At 72.9% G+C, this 20,139-nt stretch carries 15 protein-coding genes; 7 read left to right on the top strand and 8 right to left on the bottom strand.

Annotated features, from left to right (window positions below; genetic code table 11):
* Positions 1-2 precede the first annotated feature (2 nt).
* Together ACQPZX_RS13410 and ACQPZX_RS13405 are read right to left on the bottom strand one after the other, a co-directional pair.
* Positions 3-4,976 carry a fibronectin type III domain-containing protein gene (locus ACQPZX_RS13410; RefSeq protein ID WP_433379393.1) on the bottom strand — a complete coding sequence of 1,658 codons (4,974 nt, stop codon included), beginning with the start codon at positions 4,974-4,976 and terminating at the stop codon, positions 3-5.
* Between the two features lie 84 nt (positions 4,977-5,060).
* On the bottom strand, positions 5,061-6,140 hold the full coding sequence (locus tag ACQPZX_RS13405; RefSeq protein ID WP_433379391.1) for a CinY protein: 1,080 nt from the start codon (positions 6,138-6,140) through the stop codon (positions 5,061-5,063).
* 87 nt (positions 6,141-6,227) lie between these two features.
* On the opposite strand from ACQPZX_RS13405, the gene ACQPZX_RS13400 reads away from it, so the two are divergent.
* On the top strand, positions 6,228-6,524 hold the full coding sequence (locus tag ACQPZX_RS13400) for a hypothetical protein (RefSeq protein WP_433379388.1): 297 nt from the start codon (positions 6,228-6,230) through the stop codon (positions 6,522-6,524).
* 48 nt (positions 6,525-6,572) lie between these two features.
* On the opposite strand, the gene ACQPZX_RS13395 is transcribed toward ACQPZX_RS13400, so the two are convergent.
* The 3 genes from ACQPZX_RS13395 to ACQPZX_RS13385 all read right to left on the bottom strand — a co-directional run bounded on the left by ACQPZX_RS13395 (position 6,573) and on the right by ACQPZX_RS13385 (position 9,022).
* Positions 6,573-7,115, bottom strand: a complete 543-nt coding sequence (locus tag ACQPZX_RS13395) for a hypothetical protein (RefSeq protein WP_433385219.1) — start codon at positions 7,113-7,115, stop codon at positions 6,573-6,575.
* Positions 7,116-7,250: 135 nt separating this feature from the next.
* A complete protein-coding gene (locus ACQPZX_RS13390) occupies positions 7,251-7,859 on the bottom strand; it encodes a response regulator transcription factor (RefSeq protein WP_433379385.1) in 609 nt (202 codons plus the stop codon).
* A gap of 89 nt (positions 7,860-7,948) precedes the next feature.
* The gene (locus ACQPZX_RS13385; protein ID WP_433379382.1) at positions 7,949-9,022 is read right to left on the bottom strand and encodes a hypothetical protein; all 1,074 of its coding nucleotides are present in this window, start codon (positions 9,020-9,022) and stop codon (positions 7,949-7,951) included.
* A 119-nt stretch (positions 9,023-9,141) separates the two neighbouring features.
* Here ACQPZX_RS13385 and ACQPZX_RS13380 point away from each other — a divergent pair, with 119 nt between their 5' ends.
* From ACQPZX_RS13380 to ACQPZX_RS13365, 4 genes are all read left to right on the top strand, one after another.
* Positions 9,142-9,834, top strand: a complete 693-nt coding sequence (locus ACQPZX_RS13380) for a SprT-like domain-containing protein (protein WP_433379379.1) — start codon at positions 9,142-9,144, stop codon at positions 9,832-9,834.
* A 24-nt stretch (positions 9,835-9,858) separates the two neighbouring features.
* Positions 9,859-10,920: a magnesium and cobalt transport protein CorA gene (locus ACQPZX_RS13375; RefSeq protein WP_433379377.1), complete on the top strand. Its 1,062-nt coding sequence runs from the start codon at positions 9,859-9,861 to the stop codon at positions 10,918-10,920.
* Positions 10,921-11,068: 148 nt separating this feature from the next.
* Positions 11,069-14,935 carry a Pls/PosA family non-ribosomal peptide synthetase gene (locus tag ACQPZX_RS13370; protein ID WP_433379374.1) on the top strand — a complete coding sequence of 1,289 codons (3,867 nt, stop codon included), beginning with the start codon at positions 11,069-11,071 and terminating at the stop codon, positions 14,933-14,935.
* A complete protein-coding gene (locus tag ACQPZX_RS13365) occupies positions 14,932-16,266 on the top strand; it encodes a M1 family metallopeptidase (protein ID WP_433379371.1) in 1,335 nt (444 codons plus the stop codon). Before ACQPZX_RS13370 ends, ACQPZX_RS13365 begins: the two co-directional genes overlap by 4 nt.
* 7 nt (positions 16,267-16,273) lie before the next feature.
* Here the strand turns inward: ACQPZX_RS13365 and ACQPZX_RS13360 are convergent, their stop codons facing one another.
* Genes ACQPZX_RS13360 through ACQPZX_RS13350 form a run of 3 tightly spaced genes read right to left on the bottom strand, consistent with a single transcriptional unit; the run spans position 16,274 to position 18,083 of the window.
* Positions 16,274-17,107 carry a patatin-like phospholipase family protein gene (locus tag ACQPZX_RS13360; RefSeq protein ID WP_433379368.1) on the bottom strand — a complete coding sequence of 278 codons (834 nt, stop codon included), beginning with the start codon at positions 17,105-17,107 and terminating at the stop codon, positions 16,274-16,276.
* Between the two features lie 49 nt (positions 17,108-17,156).
* Positions 17,157-17,573: a nitroreductase/quinone reductase family protein gene (locus ACQPZX_RS13355; protein ID WP_433379365.1), complete on the bottom strand. Its 417-nt coding sequence runs from the start codon at positions 17,571-17,573 to the stop codon at positions 17,157-17,159.
* A 51-nt stretch (positions 17,574-17,624) separates the two neighbouring features.
* Positions 17,625-18,083: a hypothetical protein gene (locus tag ACQPZX_RS13350; protein ID WP_433379362.1), complete on the bottom strand. Its 459-nt coding sequence runs from the start codon at positions 18,081-18,083 to the stop codon at positions 17,625-17,627.
* 87 nt (positions 18,084-18,170) lie between these two features.
* Here ACQPZX_RS13350 and ACQPZX_RS13345 point away from each other — a divergent pair, with 87 nt between their 5' ends.
* Both ACQPZX_RS13345 and ACQPZX_RS13340 read left to right on the top strand, forming a co-directional pair.
* A complete protein-coding gene (locus ACQPZX_RS13345) occupies positions 18,171-19,040 on the top strand; it encodes an AAA family ATPase (protein WP_433379359.1) in 870 nt (289 codons plus the stop codon).
* Positions 19,030-20,094, top strand: a complete 1,065-nt coding sequence (locus tag ACQPZX_RS13340; protein ID WP_433379356.1) for a vWA domain-containing protein — start codon at positions 19,030-19,032, stop codon at positions 20,092-20,094. The genes ACQPZX_RS13345 and ACQPZX_RS13340 overlap by 11 nt, the downstream gene beginning before the upstream one ends.
* Positions 20,095-20,139 lie beyond the last annotated feature (45 nt).

Raw genomic sequence — 20,139 nt, 5'->3', positions numbered from 1 at the left:
CCTCACCCGCGCCTCCGGGCGCCGTGCTTCGGGGCGGTACGCCGCGGACGCGTCGTCATGGTCGTCAGCAGAACGCCGGTCATGACCATGAGGAAGCCGGCCATGATGAGCGGCCCCGAGCTGCTCCCCGTGACCGCCAGGACGGAGGCCGACCAGCTCGTCGTCAGCTTGACCGGAGCCGTGTGGATCCGGACCGGTCCGCCGGTCGACGCCGCGGCGGCGGTCCCGCTCGGGCGCAGGGCCGTGGCCAGGTAGCGAACCCCGCCGCCGGGGGCGAGCCCGGTGGTGAGCACGGTGATCGAGCTCCGCGCCGGCATGATCACGCCGAACGAGACGGTGCCGCGCGGCGACGCCGTGGTGGCGCCGAGCGACGTGCCGCCCGGGTAGAGGGTCATCCGCACCCGGGTCCCGGGCCGGTAGCCGGCCCCGTTGACGACGATCCTGGTACCCGGCCTCGCCACCCGGGCGCCGTTGTTCACGGCGTTCGCCGGCAGGGCCGCCGGCACGTACACCTCACCGGCCGGGCTGATCGTGGTGGCCGAGGACGCCATCGGCGAGTTGCCGCCGCTGCCGGTGGCCACCACCCGGGCCACGTACCGGACGCCGGCCGCCAGCCCGGTGACGGTGCAGGGGCTGCTCGTGACCGAGCCGCACCCGCGGACCGGGTGGTAGGGCGCGGTCACGGTGACGGTGTAGCCGCTGACTCCCGCCCCCTGCTGGACCGGCGGCTGCCAGCTCACCTTGATCGAGTTGGGGCCCGGGGTGCCGGTCACCGCGGTCGGCGCGCCCGGCGCGGTGCTGACGGTCACACCGGTCGTGGCGGACTGGGCACTCGGGCCCGCCGAGGTCACGGCGGTCACGCGTACGGTGTAGGCGCCGTTGAGGTCGGTGGCGAACTCGCACGAGGTGGCGGCGCCGTCGACGGTCTGCGCGCAGGAGCCGGTGATCCGGGCGCCGGTCGGGCCGCTCACGCCGACCTCGTATTTACGGCCGGTGCCGTTGCCCCAGGACACCTGGCCGGCCGCCCACGTCACCACGGCGCTGCGGGTGCCGGGCGCGACCTGCCGGGCGGTCAGCGAGGCGACCACGCCGGTGGGTGGTGGCGTCGTGGCGGTCGGCGGCGTCGTCGCCGGTGTTGTGGGCGGCGTCGTCGGTGGCGTCGTGGCCACCGTGACGGCGACCGCTTTGGCGAGGTTGAGGACGTCGCCGTTGGCGTCGAGGCCGGTGGCGAGCAGGGTGTGGCTGCCGGTGGGCGTGCCGTGCGGCAGCGAGACGGTGACCGAGATGTCGCCGTTCACGTCGGCGGTCGCCGTGCCCAGCGAGACCGGGTTGCTGAACAGCGACAACACGACGGTGGAGAACGGCGCGTAGCCGCTGCCGGTGATGGTGATGCTGGCGCCGGGCTCGGAGGTGCCGGTGCCGGCGGGCACCGCGTCGGAGGGCACCGCGGCGGGCGCCTTCGGCGCGCCGGTCGGCACGACATCCTCGGTGCTGCCGGCGGGCGAGGAGGTTCCGCCCGGGCCGTTCGTCACCACGCGTACGGCGTACGGGACGCCGGCGGCCACGTCGGAGATCGTGCAGGGGCTGGTCATCACGGTGCCGGCGCACGTCTTGACGGGGTAGCCGTCCGCGACCGCGCTGACCGTGTAGGAGCTGACCCCGGCGAGGCTGGTGGCCACCGCCGCCGTCCACGACGCGGTGATGGCGTTGACGCCGCCCACCCCGGACACGGCCGTCGCCGCCGCGGGCACGCCCGCGGCCAGGGTGCCAGTGCCGGTGCCCGCGGTTTCGGACGTGCCGGCTTCGTTGGCCGCCCGGACCTGAACGCCGTAGGCGCCCGGGGTGTCGGTGGTGAAGCTGCAGTGCGGGTCCGCCTCGTCGGCCACCGTGGCGCAGGTGTTGGCGCCCGGCACCACGCCCGCCGGCGCCTGCAACGTGACCACGTAGTTGTGGGTGGCGCCGCCGTTCCAGTCGGCGTCGGTGAGGCGGTCCCATCCGACGTTCACCGTCGAGGACCCGGGCGTGGCAGTGACCGTCACTCCCTCGACAGTGGCCGTGGGCTTGAGCGTGACGTGGGCGGTCTCGTCCACGGACGGACCCACGCCGATCTCGTTCTCCGCCTGCACGTAGACGATGTAGTCGCCGCCCACCGGCACGTCGAACGTGCAGGCCGGCGACGGGTTGTCGAGCACCGGTTCGATCGTGCAGCCGTCGTTGGGGAGTTCCTCCTCGGACGGCCCCTTCACGCTGACGGCGTACGTCTTCTCGTCGCCGCCCTCCCAGCCGGTCGTCAGCTGGTCCCAGGTGACGGTGACGGTCGGCGAGTTCAGCGAGGTGCTCGTGTGCAGGTTGGACACGGCGGCGCTCGGTTCGAGGGCGATGGTGCCGCTCTCGGACGTGCCGGCGGTCGCGGGGCCGGCCTCGTTGACCGCCTTCACCGTGACCGTGAACGGTCCCGAGGTGTCGGAGGCGAAGAAGCACGAGTTCTCCGTCGCCGGGACCGACTCGCAGGTGTTCTCGGTCAGGTGCAGGCCACCGCCGATCGCGACCGCGTACGAGCGGGTTTCGCCCTCGCTCCAGCCGCTCTCGTCCAGCGGGGACCAGCTCAATTGCACGGCCGAGCCGTCGATGACGTCCACGGAGACCGAGCCGACCTGGCCGGAGGGCGCATCGAGCGTGAGGTGCCCGGTGTTGCTGGCGGTGTTCGAGCTGGTACCGGCCTCGTTGACGAGCGCGACCTGGACGGTGTAGTCGCCACCGCGGTCGGTGGAGAAGTGGCACGACGCGGATGAGAGGGTGGTGCAGGTGCCGGGATCGACGGCCGCGCCGTCCGGTCCGGTGATGCTCACGGCGTAGTCGTGCGTGGTGACCGCGCCGTTCCACGCGTCGTCGTCGGCGGCGACGGCATCCCAGCTGACCTGGATGGTGGCGTTCCCGGTGGCCGGCTGCACCTGCAGGCCGGTCACGGTCGCGACCGGCACGGCCGGCGCGAGCTCGAGGTGCGCGGTGGCGCTCGCCGGCTCGCCGATGCCGGCGCCGCTCTCGGTGACGGGAACGACCGTCACGGTGTAGTGGCCGCCGCGCGAGACATGGAGATGGCAGTTCGACGGCTCTGAGTCGGGGATGTCGCCGACCGTGCACGTGTCGTCGGAGATCTCGGCGCCGTCCGGGCCGATCACCGCCACCCGGTACGCCCTGCTGGTGTTGCCCAGCCAGTCGGCATCGCCGAGCTTCGTCCACTGCACGGCGATCGTCGACGTGTCCGGGTCGGCGGTCGCGGTCAGGCCGCTCACCGTGGCCGTCGGCGCCAGGGTGATGACCCCGTCGGCGGACGAGCCGTCGGCCGCGGGGCCGGCCTCGTTGGCCGCCTTCACGACAACCGAGATCGGGCCGGGCGCGCCGGCCGTGAACGAGCAGGACGGCTCGGGCCCGGCGGGAACGGAGTCGCAGGTGTTGCCGGCCAGGGTGCCGCCGCCGGTGATGGCGACCTCGTACTTGGGCTGCTGGGCGTTGCCCCAGCCCTCCGTCATCGGCGCCCAGGAGAGTCGCACCTCGCCGGACCCGGGCGTGTTCGTGACCTCGACGGGTCCGACCGTGCCGGTCGGCGCGAGAACCGCCGCGATGCCCCGGCCGGCGTGCTCGCTCACGCCGCCCTCGCTGATGGCCACGATCTGCACCGAGTAGTACCCGCCGACGGGAACGGGGAACGAGCAGCTCGACGCATCCGGGTCCATCTCCAGCAGGCAGGTCCCCGGGTCGGAGACCGGCCCGACGCTGTTCTCGGCGACGGCCACGCTGTAGTGCCGGGACTGGGCGCCGTTCCAGGCGTCCTCGGCGAGCGGGGTCCAGCTGACGTCGACGACTCCGGATCCGGGGTCGCTCTCGAGCGCGAGATCGCTCACCGGCCCGGTCGGCCCGCCCAGCGTCACTTGGACGTCGCGGCTGCTGGACTGCGTGCTCGCGCCCAGCTCGTTCACGGCCGTCACGGTGACCGTGTACGTGCCGGTGGCGTTGACCGTGAAGGCGCAGCCGGTGGCCGCCGTGGCGTCCTCGTCGGCCCAGCGATGGCAGTCGTCGGCGAACACGCCGTCGCCGGAGGGCGTGATCTGGACGTCGTAGTGGTGGATGTCGCCGTTCCAGTCACCCTCGGCCAGCGCGTCCCAGTGCACCTGCACGAACCCGAGTCCGTCGCCCGGGGTCGCGGTGAGATCGCCGACCGCGGCACTGGGCTTCAGCCCGACCGAGACCGTCGTTTCCGTGGGCGTGCCCTCCGCCGCCTCGTTGACCGGCGTGACGCGGATCGTGTAGTCCCCCGCGGCGGTGGCGGTGAAGTGGCAGAGGCGGTCCCCGTCCCCGTAGTTGCCGGAGCACCAGCCCGGGTCGGCGCTCACGCCGTCCGGCGGGTCGATGCTCACGGTGTAGGTCTGGTAGCTCCCGAAGCTCCACGCGTCGGGGGCGATGGCGTCCCAGCTGATGTTGACATCGGCCCGGTCGTGGTCCGGGTCGTAGGTGCTGACGGCGTCGACTTGCGCGACCTGGCCGGTGGGCGCGTCGAGCACCACGGTGTCGGTGCCCTGGGTCGAGTCGGTGCTCGTGCCGCCCTCGTTGTTGGCGGCCACGGTGGCGGTGTAGACACCACCCCTGTCGGTCGTGAAATAGCACGCCGTGTCCGCGATGAAGGCGTCGCAGCCGTTGCTGATGTCCGCACCGTCCGGCGCCGTGATGTGCACCTCGTAGGCCTGGGTCTGGCTGTCGTGGAAGCCGGCCGGGTCCAACGGCGCCCAGGTCACCTCCACCAGTTCGTTGCCGGGGTCGGGGGTGAACCTGACCCACTCGACCGCGCCGGTGGGCGGATCCACCGGATCCGCGAGGGCCTGCTCCGCGGGAACGACCTGACCGGCCGCGCCAGCGAAGATCCAGATCATGGCGACGCAGATCCGCGCCAGCCAGGAGTCACGTCGGCGCCGAGAGCTCATGGTGGGGTGCCTCCGGAGGACCGGACAATGGTGCCGTCCGAAACCTAGCCCGAATAAATCGGGTAAGTGAAGAAAAGTCGCGATTTAGCGACGCCGGCGCGCCAGCCAGATGGCCGCGGCTCCTGTTGCGAGGCCCACGATGACGACGATGACGACGGCGACCCCGTTACGACGCGGCCCTTGGCAGGCGCTCGCCGGGTCGTCGTGGGTGAGAGCGCAGACCATTCGAGCGGCCCGGTCCTCGCCGTACCGGGCGGTCAGTCCGGCCCGGAAGTCCTGCCACTGGCGGCGGCTCTCGGCGATCGCCCCGGCCACCGCGTCCGCGAAGTTGGTAGCCACCTGGCCGCGCGGCGTCCCCGGCTCGGTGGCCCGCCCGGTGACCGGGTCGATCAGGCCCCGGTCCTTGTTGAGCGCGGCGTGGGTGATCCGCTGCTCGCACGCGCCGACGCCCGGCACGCGGTCCTGCAGCACGTAGCAACCGGTGGTGAAGTCCGCGGGCGGCGTCGCGACCGCCGCGCCGCGCAGGTCGAGCAGGGGGCTCGGCCCGGGCCGGTGCAGCCCCGGCGGGTTGTCGTCACCGATGGGCCGGGCCGGATCGGCCTGGTCGGCCCAGTTGCTGTGCGAGTAGAAGTCCTGCGCGCCGTGCAGCACCCGCCCGAAGGCCTCGATGGTCGCGCATTTGGCGCGGGTCTCCTCCCGTTCCTTCGGGTTGCACTCCGGGCTGGCGGTGACCTCCTCCGGGATCACCTCGCCCTCGTCGTCGAGGAGACCCTCCGCGCTGTCCAGCCCCCTCCGGAACTGCGCGCGCAGGTGCTCGACACAGTTCGTCAAGGTGGCGGCGGCCTGGTCGCGGGTCTGCGGATAGCCGCCGGCCAGGTAGTCGGCGTTGTCGCAATGCGCGGCCGGGTCGGCCATCTCGTCGCTGTCGGGCGCGCCGACCGCGCCGAACTCGCGGTCGTGGCCGGCCAGGTAGTTCGCGGTCGCCGGCTCGAAGCAGTCCGGCTCCCCGTTCGCGCAGGCCAGGGCGGCGCGCGTGAGGCGCTCGTGCTCACGGTGCTGACCGCCGCCCTCGATCGTGCCGAACGCGACGGCCGGCGCCGCCGCCGGGGCGCTCCAGGCCAGGAGGAGCAGAGACAGCAGTACCGCGCATCTCCGTCCCAGCACCGTCAAAGCCTGCGGTACGGGCGGCTCACCGGCCTCATCCGGCCGGGATGAAGCCCGTCCCCGGCCCGGCCCCGATCATCAAGGGCCATGGGCTGTCTGTTCGCACTGTTCGCGGGGCTCTTCCCCCGGCTCGGCCTGTTCATCGTCTGGGTCGCCCGGCCGGCGCTGGTCAACGCGGCCTTCGACACCTGGATCTGGCCGCTGCTCGGGATCATCTTCCTGCCGTTCGCCACCCTGATGTACGTCATCCTCTACACCCCGGGCATCGGCCTGACCGGCTGGGAGTGGTTCTGGGTCGTGTTCGCGGGGCTCCTGGACCTCGGGCACTGGGCGGCGAGCGCGACGCAACGCCGGCAGATCCCGGGCTACCCCGCGACCCGGTGACGGCCGCGCCCGGATGGGCGCGGCCGTCACCTCGGTCCAATTCCGGGGTCAGAGCTGACCGAGCAGGGCCAGCAGGGCGTTGAGGATCGCGGCCAGCGCGCCGGCGCTCGGGTTCCCGTCGAGCAGGTGCGTGATCGCGCAGAGCAGGTTGCCGAGCAGGTTGCCGGGTCCCGGCACCGCGTTGATCGTCAGGTGCACCTGGTTGAGGTCCACCACCAGGCCGAGCAGGTCGAGGTGCAGCGGGCCGAGAGTCAGATCCAGAACCCGGCAGGTCGCCTGGGCAACGCCGACGGGCGCGCTGACAGTCTGGGTGACCGTGCCGACGGCGCCGCCGGCTGAATCGGTGAGGGCGCCGGTCAGGGTGCCCGTGGCCACGAGGTTTCCGTTCGGCGCCGCGAACCTCGACGGGGTGAAGCTGCCGACGAAGGTGCCGGCGCCACCCGCCGCGTCCGTGAAGGTGCCGGTGATCGGCACGCTGGGGACGGCGGTGGTCACGGGTGGCGCGGCGGCCTGGGCGCTCGGGGCGGCGCCGGCCGGCATCGCGCCCACGGTGGCAAGCCCCAACGTCGCGAGCAATGCCACGACAATCATCGAAAGCCGTTGCCGGGATGTCATCGTTCCTCCTGCTGGTAGACGTTTGTCACCGATAAGCCTCGATGTCTGCGCCGGCACGGACCAGTGAGCGCTGTCATCGGCACGGCTGACAATCGTCACGTTTGGCCGGCCTCAGACGAGCCAGCCCGCGTCCTCGGCGACGCGGACGGCCTCCAGCCGATTGCGGGCGCCGGTCTTGCGCAGGATCACCGAGATGTAGTTGCGGACCGTGCCGGCGGTCAGGTGCAGCTTGGCGGCCACCTCCGCGGACGGCACACCGGAGGCGGCGACGCTCAGCACGTCCAGCTCCCGGGGCGAGAGCGGGCTGCGGGGCGCGGCGACCAGGGCGACGGCCAGGCCGGCGTCGATGACGCGCTCGCCCCGGGCCAGCCGGCGGATGCCGCTGACCAGCTCACAGGGCCGGGCCTGGGTGCCGAAGACGCCGCGGACCTGGACGTCCAGCGCGCGGTTGAGCTGCGCCGGGGCGTCCGGGCCGGCGAGCACGAGCGTGGCGCAGCCCGGCTGCTCCACGCTGAGCCGGGTGAGCAGGCGCAGGCCGTCCCCGGCCAGCAGCCCGACGTTGACGACCGCCACGTCCGGGGGCACGGCGCGGGCGAGGTTCAGCGCCTCGGCGAGGCAGCCGAGTTCGCCGACAACGGTGAAGTCCTCTTCCAATGACAAGGTCGCGGCGAGGGCGCCACGGAGCAGGTTCATGGGTTCGACGAGCAGGATGCGGATCACGATGGCCTCCCAGCCAGGGTCTGAAGTCGCGGTGGGAATGCCGTCGCCGGGTCGGTTCACCGGCGTCGGCCCGATTCCGGACCGCGGGATCAGCTGGGAGGGCCGTTGTAGCGGACAGTTCGCCCGGAGGCGCTCGCGTGGGCGGGCATGGTGATGGCGGCGGCCTCGATCTCGGGTCGCCAGGAGGACGGGACGGTGCCCATCGCGGGTGCGGCGCCGCCACCGGCGTCACGGAGCTGGACGCCGGCGAGGTTGTCGCCCGGATGCGGCGACGCCGGCGGTCGCGGCGCGCCCGGCGCCGAGCTCACCGTGCCCCCATCGCGCCGAGGGCTGGCATGCTGTCCAACATCAGTCGACATATCTGAAATGTCGGGCAGCGCAAATGATGCGGTCGCCATCGGCGCAGGCACCAGGAGGGGCGCCGGCTGCCATCCGGCCGGCGACGGCGGCTGACCCGCCTGCAGCGACGATGGCAGTCCCACCGGCAGCGACGACGGCTGAACGGCCTGCAGCGAAGGCGGCAGAACGGCCTGCGGCGAGAGCGGAACGGCAGGCAGCCGCAGCCACGGGACGGAGGGCGCCGCCGGAAGGGCCGGCGGGGTGTCCAAGAGGGGCAGTGCGGGCGGCTTCGAGATCACCGGGAGTCGCGGCGGGACATTCAGCTGCGGAACAGCCGTAAGCGCGCGGCCGGCGAGCGCCTCGACCCGAGACGTGCCGTGCCGGACCGGCACCTTGGCCACGTCCGTGCGCACCCTCACCTGCGCGGTCGACACCGCCACAGGCGCGTTCCGCACCTTCGCCTTCACCTGCACAGCCGGCACCGCCACCTGCGCATGCCGCGCCTTCACCTGCGCGGTCGGCGCCTTCACGTGTGCGGGCGGGACTCGGCGGGCCTCCGCCTTCAAGGTCGGCACTGCACGCTTCTTGACCGTGGTCTTCTGCCGCTCCACCTTGGGCTTCGGAGCCACCCGGTCCTTCGCGGCGTCAACGGTGACCTTCTTGGCCTTCTCGGCGTCAGCGATGACCTTCTCGACGGAGGCGGTCGGATCGGGCAGGCCGTCATCGGCCCGCGCCGCGTGATCGAGAAGGGTCAGGGCGAAGTAGGCGGCCACGACCAACCCGATCATGAGCAGGAGGCGGCGAGCCGCAACGGTCGCGCTCACGATCCCCTCCCGCCCTAGAGCCATCGACAACTGTCTACCCACGCCACGCGGGCTGACACCACTCCGCGGCCGGCGTGGCACGATTGGCCGGCGTTGGCGAGTCGACGGGGAGCACGGGGTTGGATCTGAGGGAAGCGAGCCGGCTGGCCTCGAGCCTGATGGCCCGGCACGGCTTGACCGGGTGGCGCCTGGTGTACGACAACGCCAAGACCAGGGCCGGAGTCTGCCGCTTCGACCGCAAGGAGATCGGGCTGTCCCGGCCGCTGATCTCCCTCTACGAGGCCGAGCAGGTCACCGAGACGATTCTGCACGAGATCGCCCACGCCCTGACCGGGCCGCGACACGGCCACGATCGGGCCTGGCGGGCCACCGCGCGACGGATCGGCTGCTCGGGTCAGCGCTGCATGCCGGCCGACGCGCCCAGTGTCGACGGGCCGTGGGTGGGCGTCTGCCCGGCCGGTCACCGTACGACGGCACACCGCCGGCCGATCCGCGTCAAGTCGTGCCGGGGCTGTTCGCGCGGCTTCGACGCCGCCGCGATCTACACCTGGTCGCATCGCGGCCGGCCCGCTCCGATGGACCCCCGCTACGAGGCCGAGCTGGCCCGCATCCGGGCCGACCGGTCCGCGCCGAGGCCCGCGCACATCCCGATCCAGGTCGGCGAGCGGGTCCGGCTGACCGGTACGGGCCGGTACGCCGGCCTGGCCGGCACCGTCGTCAAGCGGGGCCGCACCCGCTATCAGGTCCAGACCCGGGCCGGCCTGCTGAGCGTGGCCTTCACGGCCGCCCAACATCTCCCCACTCCCCAGTAGGCTCCCGGTCGGGGGTGACGAGTCTTGGACGTCCGACGCAACTGGCAACCGCCCCAGCCGGCCGGGCGACGCCGCGCCGACCACACCGCGATCGTGGGCTGCGACCTGTTCGTCGACGGGGTCGCCGTCGAGAGTCCCGGCTCGGCCGCCGATCTGACCCGGCTCTACGAGAGCGCCCAGGCCCAGGACGGCGCCTTCGTCTGGCTCGACCTGCACGAGCCCACCGAGGCCGCGCTCTCCCGCCTCGCCGAGGTGTTCGGCCTGCACCCGCTGGCGGTCGAGGACGTCCTGCACCGCGAGCAGCGGGTGAAGATCGAGCGGTACGAGGACGTGGTGTTCCTCGTCGTCCGCGCCGCCCAGTACGTGGAGCACGACCGGTTCACCGCCACCAGCGAGATCGTCAGCACCGGCTTCGTCCGCCTCTTCGTCGGCCCGCGGTTCGTCATCACCGTGCGGCAGGGCACTGTCATGGAGCTCGGCTCGCTGCGCGCCGACCTGGGCTCCGACCCGGTGACGCTGACCCAGGGGCCGTGGGCGGTGGTGCACGCGATCCTGGATCGCCTCGTCGACGTCTACGTCGACATCGCGGCCGCGATGCAGACCGACGTCGACCTGATCGAGGTGGCCGTGTTCGCGTCCGGGTCGCCGGTCACGGTCGAGCAGATCTATCAGCTCAAACGCCAGCTGATGAAGTTCAAGGCGGCGGTGCTCCCGCTGCAGCGCCCGCTGGCCGCCCTGGCCGGCAGCAAGCAGTTCCTGCCCAGGGAGATCCGCCGCTATTTCAGCGACGTCGCCGACCACCACTCCGCCGCCGTGGAGCAGGTCGTGGCCTTCGACGACGTGCTCAACGCGCTCCTGCAGGCCTGCCTCACCCAGCTGACCGTCGATCAGAACAACGACATGCGCAAGATCGCCTCCTGGGCGGCGATCGCCGCGCTGGTGACCGCGATCGCCGGCATCTACGGCATGAACTTCGCTCACATGCCCGAGCTGACCTGGCAATACGGCTATCCCAGCGTGATCCTGTTCATGCTGCTCGCCGCCGGCGGTCTCTACTGGGTCCTGCGCCGCGCCGGGTGGCTGTGACCATACGAACGGTGTGTCAGTCGACACGAATCCGTCATTGAGCCGTCATTCTCCGTTTCCTTCCCGTAACTTTGAACGCTGCCCCGGGCGGCTGAGTGTCACGCGCCTGGCCGACGTTGACCCGTGAGGTAGGGATGGTGCACGCCCGGTGACCGTGACGACTGATCTGCAGTTGATCGAGCTCCCCACGTTTGCCGAGGTACCGGCCGCGCCGGCGCTGTTCCTCTCGCACTCCGCACCGGTCCGCCGCACGCTGGTCGACATCCTCGACGCGACGGTGCAGGCCCATCCGGCCGCCCGCGCGCTCGACACCGGCGCCACCAAGCTGACCTACCGCGAGCTGGCCGACGAGATCGAGACGCTGCGCGCGCGACTGAGCGAGCACGGGATCGGCGTCGGCGACCGCGTCGGTGTCCGGGTCTCCTCCGGCACGGCCGAGCTCTACCTGGCGATCCTCGGCGTGCTGGCGGCGGGCGCCGCCTACGTGCCGGTGGACGCGGACGACCCCGAGGAGCGCGCCGAGCTCGTCTTCGGCGAGGCGGATGTCGCCGCGGTGATCGGCGACGGGTTGAGCGTGACGCTGCGCCGTACGCCGTCTGGAAGCCCCGGACGGCCCGGACCGGACGACGACGCCTGGATCATCTTCACCTCCGGGTCCACCGGCACGCCGAAAGGCGTGGCCGTCACGCACGGCGCCGCGGCCGCCTTCGTCGACGCCGAGGCGCAGCTGTTCCTGGCCGAGGAGAATCCGCTCGGCCCGCACGACCGCGTGCTGGCGGGCCTCTCGGTGGCCTTCGACGCGTCCTGCGAGGAGATGTGGCTCGCCTGGCGGCACGGCGCCTGCCTGGTGCCGGCCGAGCGCTCGCTGGTCCGCAGCGGCGTCGATCTGGGTCCGTGGCTGGTCGAGCGGCGCATCACCGTCGTGTCGACGGTCCCGACCCTGGCCGCGTTGTGGCCGGTCGAGGCGCTCGACGACGTCCGTTTGCTGATCTTCGGCGGCGAGGCGTGCCCGCCCGAGCTCGCCGAGCGGCTGGCCGTCGAGGGACGCGAGGTCTGGAACACGTACGGCCCCACCGAGGCGACTGTGGTCGCCTGCGCCGCGCGGATGACCGGCGAGGGTCCGGTGCGCATCGGGCTGCCACTGGCCGGTTGGGAGCTCGCCGTGGTCGACCCGGCCGGCGTCCCGGTCGCGATGGGCGAGACCGGCGAGCTGGTCATCGGCGGGGTCGGCCTGGCCCGCTACCTCGACGCCGCGAAGGACGCCGAGAAGTTCGCCCCGCTGTCCGCCCTCGGGTGGGAGCGGGCGTACCGCAGCGGCGACATCGTGCGCGCGGAGCCGGAGGGGCTGCTGTTCCTCGGCCGGGGCGACGAGCAGGTCAAGCTGGGCGGGCGCCGGATCGAGCTGGGCGAGGTGGACGCCGCGCTGCAGGCGCTGCCCGGCGTCGCCGGCGCGGCCGCCGCGGTGAAGCGGACCGCGGCGGGCAACCAACTGCTGGTGGGTTACGTCGTGCCGCGCGACGGGTTCGACGCGGCCGCCGCCGCGCTGCGGATCCGCGAGCAACTGCCGGCCGCGCTGGTCCCGCTGCTGGCCGAGATCGACGCGCTCCCGACCCGTACGTCGGGGAAGGTGGACCGGGCGGCGCTGCCTTGGCCCTTGGTCTCCGGTGGCGGCGACGCCGCCGCCGAGCTGACGGCGACCGAACAGTGGCTGGCCGGCGGCTGGGAGCGGATTCTGGGGCTACGGCCGGACGCCGCCGACGCCGATTTCTTCAGCAGCGGTGGCAGCAGCCTCGGCGCGGCGCAGCTGGTCGCGTGGATCCGCCAGACGCACCCCCAGGTGTCGGTGGCCGGCGTCTACCAGAACCCCCGGCTGTCGCAGATGGCGGCGGCGATCGACGCGCTGGACACGACGGCCACGGTCCGCCGCGAGGTCCGGCCCACTCCCCTGCGCGCCGGGCTGCTGCAGGGCCTGCTGATGCTGCCGATGCTCGCGCTGGTCGGGCTGCGCTGGGCCAGCGTCCTCGCGGCGCTGGGCAACCTCCTGGTGCCGTGGGCGCCGCACGTCTCCTGGTGGTGGATCGCGGCGGCCTGGGTGCTGCTGTTCAGCCCGCCCGGGCGGATCGCGGTGGCGGCCGCGGGGGCCCGCTTGCTGCTGCGGGGCGTACGCCCGGGCGACTACCCGCGCGGCGGCGGCGTGCACCTGCGGCTGTGGGCGGCCGAGCGGCTCGCGGAGCTGACCGGCGCGACCGGCGTCACCGGCGCGGGCTGGATGATCACGTACGCGAAGGCGCTCGGCGCCCAGATCGGCCCCGACGTCGACCTGCACTCGGCGCCGCCGGTCACCGGGCTGCTGAAGCTGGGTCGCGGCGCGGCGATCGAGCCCGAGGTCGACCTGTCCGGCCATTGGCTCGACGGCGACGTCGTCCGGGTCGGGAAGGTGCGGGTCGGCGCGGGCAGCCGGGTCGGCTCCCGGAGCACGCTCATGCCCGGCGCCCGGATCGGCAAGGGCGCGCAGATCGCCGCCGGGTCGACCGTCACCGGCGCGGTGCCGGCCCACCAGCGCTGGGCGGGCTCGCCGGCCGTGCGCGCCACCAAGGGCGCGGCCGCCTGGCCGGCCGAGCGTCCCCAGCACCGGGCCAGGATCTGGGTGGCCGTCTACAGCCTGACCGCTCAGCTGCTGGGCCTGCTGCCGGTGGCGGCGGTGATCCCGGCCCTCGAGCTGCTGGCGGTCTCGCCCCTGTGGGCCCCGGTCGGCGCCGTCGCCTACCTCCTGACGTACGCCCTGATCGTGCTGGTGGCGGTCCGGCTGCTCGGCCTCGGGATCCGCGAGGGCTTCTACCCCGTGCGGGGGCGCGTCGCGTGGCAGGTGTGGACCACCGAGCGCCTGATGGGCATGGCCCGGTTCGCGCTCTTCCCGATGTACGCCAGCCTGTTCACGCCGGTGTGGCTGCGGCTGCTCGGCGCCAAGGTGGGCCGCAACGTGGAGGCCTCGACCGTGCTCGCGGTGCCGGCGATGACGACCGTCGACGACGGCGCGTTCCTGGCCGACGACACCATGGTCGCCACCTACGAGCTGAGCCACGGCTGGCTGCGGGTGGCGCCGGCCCGGATCGGCAAGCAGGCCTTCCTCGGCAACTCCGGCATGGCCGCGCCCGGCCGGTCGGTGCCCAAGCGGGGCCTGGTCGGGGTGCTGTCGTCGGCGCCGCGCAAGGCGAAGAAGGGCTCCTCCTGGCTCGGCGCGCCGCCGATGCCGCTGCGCCGCACGGTCGAGGCCGCCGACGCCAGCCGCACCTACGACCCGCCGCTGCGCCTCAAGCTGGCCCGGGCCGCGATCGAGCTGTGCCGGATCGTCCCGGTGATGCTCGCCGGCGTGCTCGCGGCCGGCGAGCTCGTCGCGCTCACCGGGATCTGGCAGGCGGCCGGCGGCTGGGTGGCCGCGCTCGCCGCCGGGCCGGTGCTGCTGGTCGCGGCGATCGTCGCGGCGCTCACCGCGACGGCCGCGAAGTGGCTGCTGGTGGGCCGGTTCCGGGTGACCGAGCACGCGCTGTGGACGTCGTTCGTCTGGCGCAACGAGCTCGCCGACACGTTCGTCGAGGTGCTCGCCGCGCCGTGGCTGTTCCGGTTCGCCACCGGCACTCCCCTGCTGAACATCTGGCTGCGGACGCTCGGCGCCAAGATCGGCCGGGGCGCGTGGCTGGAGACCTTCTGGCTGCCGGAGTACGACCTGGTGCGGCTCGGGCCGGGCGCCACGGTCAACCGGGGCTGTGTTGTACAGACCCACCTGTTCCATGATCGGATCATGAGCATGGACGAGGTGACTCTGGGCGCGGGCGCGACGCTCGGCCCGCACGGCATCGTGCTGCCCGGCGCGAGCATCGGCGCGCGCACCACCGTGGGACCCGGTTCGCTGGTCACCCGCGGCGACGCCGTGCCCGCGGACAGCAGGTGGCTCGGCAACCCGATCGCGAACTGGGCTCCGCCGTCCGTAGGACCAGGCTTGGGTAGCAGAAAATGACCCCGGTCGGGGCCACCGCTGGCGCCGATTACTCGACTGACTCGTACCTGCCCGCGCACGGCAACGGCGGATACCGCGTACTCCATTATGATCTTGATCTTGATTATCGCGTCACCACGAACCGGCTCGCCGGGAAAGCGATAATCACGGCGCGGGCGGTCCAGGCGCTGTCCCGGTTCAGCCTCGACCTCGGCCGCTTCCGGGTCCAGAGCGTGCGGGTCGACGGCCAGCCGGCGAAATTCACCCACCGGCTCGGCAAGCTCCAGATCAAGCCGGAGCGCCCGATCGCCTACGGCACGACATTCAAGACCGAGATCCGGTACGGCGGAACGCCCGTCCCCATCTCGGGCCGCTGGGGCGACATCGGCTGGGACGAGCTCACCGACGGCGCCCTGGTGGCCAGCCAGCCGAACGGGGCGCCGTCCTGGTTCCCGTGCAACGACCGGCCCGCCGACAAGGCCACCTATCTGGTCACGATCACGGCGCCGGCGCCGTACACCGTGGTGGTCACCGGCGACCTGGTCTCCCGCCGCCGGGGCGCGGGCACCCGGACCTGGGTGTACGAGCGGAACGAGCCCACCGCCCCCTACCTCATGAGCGTCCAGGTCGGACGGTACGAGCTGGTCGACCTGGCCGCCGGCGGGGTGACCCAGCGAGCCGCGATCCCGCCCCGGCTGCGGGCGGTGTTCGGCCACGACTTCGCCCGGCACGGCGAGATCATGGCGACGCTGGAGGGCCTGTTCGGGCCGTACCCGTTCCGGGAGTACGTCGTGGTGGTCGCCGACGACGACCTGGACGACCCGATCGAGGCGCAGGGCATGGCCGTCTTCGGGCGCAACCACCTCGACGGGCGGCGCACCCACGAGCGGCTGGTCGCCCACGAGCTGGCCCACCAGTGGTTCGGCAACAGCCTCACGGTCGCCGACTGGCGGCACATCTGGCTCAACGAGGGCTTCGCCACGTACGCCGAGTGGCTGTGGTCCGCGGCCTCCGGCGGCCCCTCGGCCGACATCCACGCCGCCGAGTGGCATGCCCGCCTGGCCACGCAGCCGGCGACCATCGTCATCGCCAACCCCGGCGTGGCACGAATGTTCGACCCGAGGGTCTACAAGCGCGGCGCGCTGACCCTGCACGCCCTGCGCACCAGAATCGGCGACCCGGCGTTCTTCGCGATGCTGCGCTCCTGGGTAGCCGAACACCAGCACGCGACCGTGACAACCGACGAGTTCCGCGAGCACGCCCGCCGCTTCGCCCGAGGCCCGGTCGACGACTTGCTCACCGCCTGGCTCGACCGCCCGGCCCTCCCCCGTCTGCCGATCTTCGGCCTCTGACACTGCGTCAGGCCGCGCCGGACCAGGCCTCTGCTACCCGTACGGAATCGTGCTTGGCCTGGGTTTTGCCGGCTCGGGCCGCGGCTGCTCGGCGAGCTGGATCCAGGACGTTGCGGCCGAAGGCGCGCCTTGCCTGCTTGTCCGGGCGGATCAGGGCGACGTGCGTGCCGAGGGCGGCGATCTGGCGGCTGGTGCGGGCCGACGGGCCGAAGCTCGCGGTCACCGGCGCGAGGATCGCGACGCGGTCGTAGCCGGCGGCCAGGTCGGCGTTGACCGGGGAACGCACGCCGCCGTCGATGTAGCGGCGGTCGCCGATGGTGACCGGTGGCCACACGCCCGGCACCGCGCAACTGGCGCCCACCGCGTCGACCAGGCTGGGGCCCTGCTCGCGGTCGAAGACCACGAACTCGCCGGTCCGCGCGTCGACCGCGGTGACGAGCAAGCGTCGCTCGGGCCAGTCCTCGTTCCGCAGCCGGGCGGCGATGACCGCGCGGCGATCGTCCTCCGGCACCGTTCGCGCGGCCAGCGCCATCGCCCCGATCCGGGCCCGCGCCCGCTGCTCGTCACGCCGGCCGGCCGCGGCCCAGGCCCAGCGCAGCAGCATCGTCACGCCCAGCCGGGCGGGAATCTCGGCGGTCGGCGGGGCGAGCTGGCCCTCGTACATCGCCGGCAGGTCGAGGCCGCCGGCCACCAGAGCGCCGACGACCGAACCGGCGGAGGTGCCGATGATGACGTCGGCGCCGGTCAGGTCGACTCCCGCCTCGGCCAGACCGGCCAGCATCCCGATCTCCCAGGCGACGCCGGTCACGCCGCCACCGCCCAGTACCAGCGCGCGTTTCATACCGCACGCTAACCGGACGGGTGGCGGCCTAACCAGTCCTGTTCGGACTTCAGTGGACGGTGATCACGGCGACCGGGAACTTGCGGTCGGTCTTCGTCTCGTAGTCGGCGGCGTCCGGCCAGTACGCGCGCCACACCCCGTACAGCTTGTCCCAGTCGTCGTCGCGGCCGGGCCGGACCACGCGGTGCTCGGCCTTCACGGTGTCCGCGCCCAGCTCGACGGTCACCGGGCCGTCGACAGCCTCCAGGTTGGCGACCCACTGCGGGTCGCCGGGCGCGCCGCCGGCGCTGCCGCAGACGATGTACGCGTCCTCGTAGGGCGCCGCGACCAGCGGGTTGACGAAGTTCTTGCCGGACTTGCGGCCGGGCGTGTGCAGCAGAAGCGTCGTCTTTCCTTCCCAGTGGCCGCCGAGCACGCCCTTGCTCGCGCGGAAGTTCTCGATCACCGTGTCGTTGAATGAGGCCATGCCCCGCAGATTAGTTGACGTGAGGAATTTCCGCTGGGAATGTGATTGATTTCAACCGGCCCGGGTGAAGTCCGCGACCCAGTTCGTCTCCCACGTCTCGCCCGCGTCGGTCGAGAACGCCTGCTCCCACCGGCAGGCGTCGGCCGAGGCGACCGTCCATTGGTAGCGGACCCGGATCGGCCGCCCGTTCCATTCCTCGTCGTCGTAGAACCGGCCGACCCCGTCCGCGTCGAAGCGCCCCACCGTCGGCGGCAGCGCGAGCCCGGTGTCGTTGCGCGCCCAGTAGATCGACCACAACTCGGTGGCCGGGTTGAAGATCCGTAACGTGAGCCCCGTGTAGCCGAGCTCCGGAAACTTGACCTCGTCGACGTTGCCACCACCGTCGAACACGCTCCAGCAGCGGGTGATCCCGCTGAACTCGTACCAGTCGTCGCTGCCGGCCAGAACGTCCCGCAGGCGGCGCTGTTTCGAGGTCCAGTCACCGATGAAGAAATCGAAGTTGTTCGCCATGCCGCGACGCTAGGACCGCATCACTGACATCCTCTGTCAGTTGACCAAGAGGTAGCCAGCGGATCTCGGCGCGCGCATAGTGGAGCCGTGCCCGGATATGCCGACCCCGCCGCCCTGGCCGAGGCGCTGGCCGCGGCCGGCTATCTCGCCGACGAGGGGCTGGCGGTCGCCGGCTTTCTCGCGCTCAAGCTGCACCGGCCCATTTTTCTCGAGGGTGACGCGGGCGTGGGCAAGACCGCCTTCGCGAGCGCCCTCGCCGACGCGACCGGGCTTCCGCTCGTCCGGCTGCAGTGCTACGAGGGGCTCGACGCGGCGCAGGCCCTGTACGACTGGGACTTCCCCCGCCAGGTGCTGCACCTGCGGGCGGTGGAGGCCGCCGCGGGCGGGGCCCGGACGGCCGAGGAGTTGGAGGCCGGGCTGTACGACCGGCGCTTCCTGGTCGCGCGGCCGCTGCTGCAGGCGATCGAGCAGGCGCCCTGTGTGCTGCTCATCGACGAGGTCGACCGGGCGGACGACGAGTTCGAGGCGTACCTGCTCGAATTGCTGGCGGACGCCGCGGTGACCATCCCGGAGCTGGGCCGGATCGCCGCGGCCGAGCCGCCGCTGGTGGTGGTGACCAGCAACCGCACCCGGGAGGTGCACGACGCGCTCAAGCGCCGCTGCCTGTACCACTGGGTCGGGCATCCGACGCCGGAGCGGGAAGCGGCGATCCTGCGCCTGCGGCTGCCGGAGGTGACCGAGCGCCTCGCCGTGCAGATCGCCGCCGCGACCGCGCGGCTCCGCGCGCTCGACCTCGTCAAGCCGCCGGGCGTGGCCGAGGCGGTGGACTGGGCGGCGGCGATCGGGGCGCTGGGGGCCGACACGCTCAGCACCGAGATCACGGTCATGACGCTCGGCGCGGTGCTCAAGGTGCGGGAGGACATCGACCGCGTACGCGAGGCGCTGGATGCTCCTTGACCTGGTGGCCGCGGTGCGCGCGGCGGGCGTGCCGGCGACGCCGGACCGGGTCCAGGCGATGTACCGGGCGGTGGACGCGACCGGACCGGAGCTCCTGTACTGGGCGGCCCGGCTGACGCTGTGCGGCTCGCCGGACGACATCGCCCGGTTCGACGCGGCGTTCGCCGGGTTCACCCGGGACGCCGAGCCGAAAGGCACCCCGTGGCAGGTGCGCCGGCTGCCCGAGCGCACGCTCTTCCGCTCGCAGACGGCCCGGGACGAGGCGGCCGCCGGCGACCCGGGTCTCGCGGTCCAGGCCGCCGACGCGGAGGTGCTGCGCCACCGGGACCTGGCCACGTTGTCGGCGGCCGAGCGGACCGAGGCCATGCGGTTGCTGGCGCTGGCCGCGGCCGTCGATCCGCGGCGGCCCGGCCGGCGGCACCGGCCGTGGCACCGGGGACGGCCCGATCCGCCGCGGACGATGCGGGCGATGCTGCGCGCGGCCGGCGAGCCCCGCACGCTGGCCCGCCGCGCCCGCCGTCCCCGGCCGCGCCGGCTGGTGCTGCTCGCCGACGTGTCCGGCTCGATGGCGCCGTACGCGGATGCGCTCTTGCGCCTTGGACATGCCCTGGTCCGGAGCCGTCCGCGATGGACGGAGGTCTACACCCTGGGCACCCGGCTGACCCGGGTCACGCCGTCGTTGCTGACCCGCGACGTGGAGGCGGCGCTGCTCGCGGCCGGGCAGGCGATCCCGGACTGGCGCGGCGGCACCCGGCTCGCCGACACGCTCAACGAGTTCCTGCGCCGGCACGGTCATCGCGGCATCGCCCGGCGCGCCGTCGTGGTCGTCTTCAGCGACGGCTGGGAGCGAGGGGATCCCGCTCCTCTCGGCGAGGCGGCGGCACACGTACGCCGGCTCGCGCACCGCCTGATCTGGGCGACCCCGCACGCCGGCCGGCCGGGCTTCGCACCCACGGCGGGCGGGCTGGCCGCGGTGCTGCCCCACGTGGACGCCCTGGTCGCCGGGCACAGCATCGCGGCGATCGAGAATCTGCTGCGCGAGGTGTCGATCTGACCTTGCGCGCTCGGTTGCGTGTGAGGAAACTCACCCGTAGTGCGT

Origin of the sequence: Actinoplanes sp. CA-142083, from assembly GCF_050942195.1 — a bacterium.
Taxonomy (GTDB): Bacteria; Actinomycetota; Actinomycetes; order Mycobacteriales; family Micromonosporaceae; genus Actinoplanes.
Note: the sequence above shows the minus strand (reverse complement) of the source record. Positions and strands in the feature narration are given on the sequence as shown.

What these genes read in the sequence shown, in the direction of transcription:
- ACQPZX_RS13360 (WP_433379368.1), bottom strand. Translation starts at nt 17,107, where the DNA reads ATGAAACGCGCGCTGGTACTGGGCGGTGGCGGCGTGACCGGCGTCGCC.
- ACQPZX_RS13365 (WP_433379371.1), top strand. Translation starts at nt 14,932, where the DNA reads ATGACCCCGGTCGGGGCCACCGCTGGCGCCGATTACTCGACTGACTCG.
- ACQPZX_RS13355 (WP_433379365.1), bottom strand. Translation starts at nt 17,573, where the DNA reads ATGGCCTCATTCAACGACACGGTGATCGAGAACTTCCGCGCGAGCAAG.
- ACQPZX_RS13410 (WP_433379393.1), bottom strand. Translation starts at nt 4,976, where the DNA reads ATGAGCTCTCGGCGCCGACGTGACTCCTGGCTGGCGCGGATCTGCGTC.
- ACQPZX_RS13350 (WP_433379362.1), bottom strand. Translation starts at nt 18,083, where the DNA reads ATGGCGAACAACTTCGATTTCTTCATCGGTGACTGGACCTCGAAACAG.
- ACQPZX_RS13340 (WP_433379356.1), top strand. Translation starts at nt 19,030, where the DNA reads ATGCTCCTTGACCTGGTGGCCGCGGTGCGCGCGGCGGGCGTGCCGGCG.
- ACQPZX_RS13395 (WP_433385219.1), bottom strand. Translation starts at nt 7,115, where the DNA reads ATGATTGTCGTGGCATTGCTCGCGACGTTGGGGCTTGCCACCGTGGGC.
- ACQPZX_RS13400 (WP_433379388.1), top strand. Translation starts at nt 6,228, where the DNA reads ATGGGCTGTCTGTTCGCACTGTTCGCGGGGCTCTTCCCCCGGCTCGGC.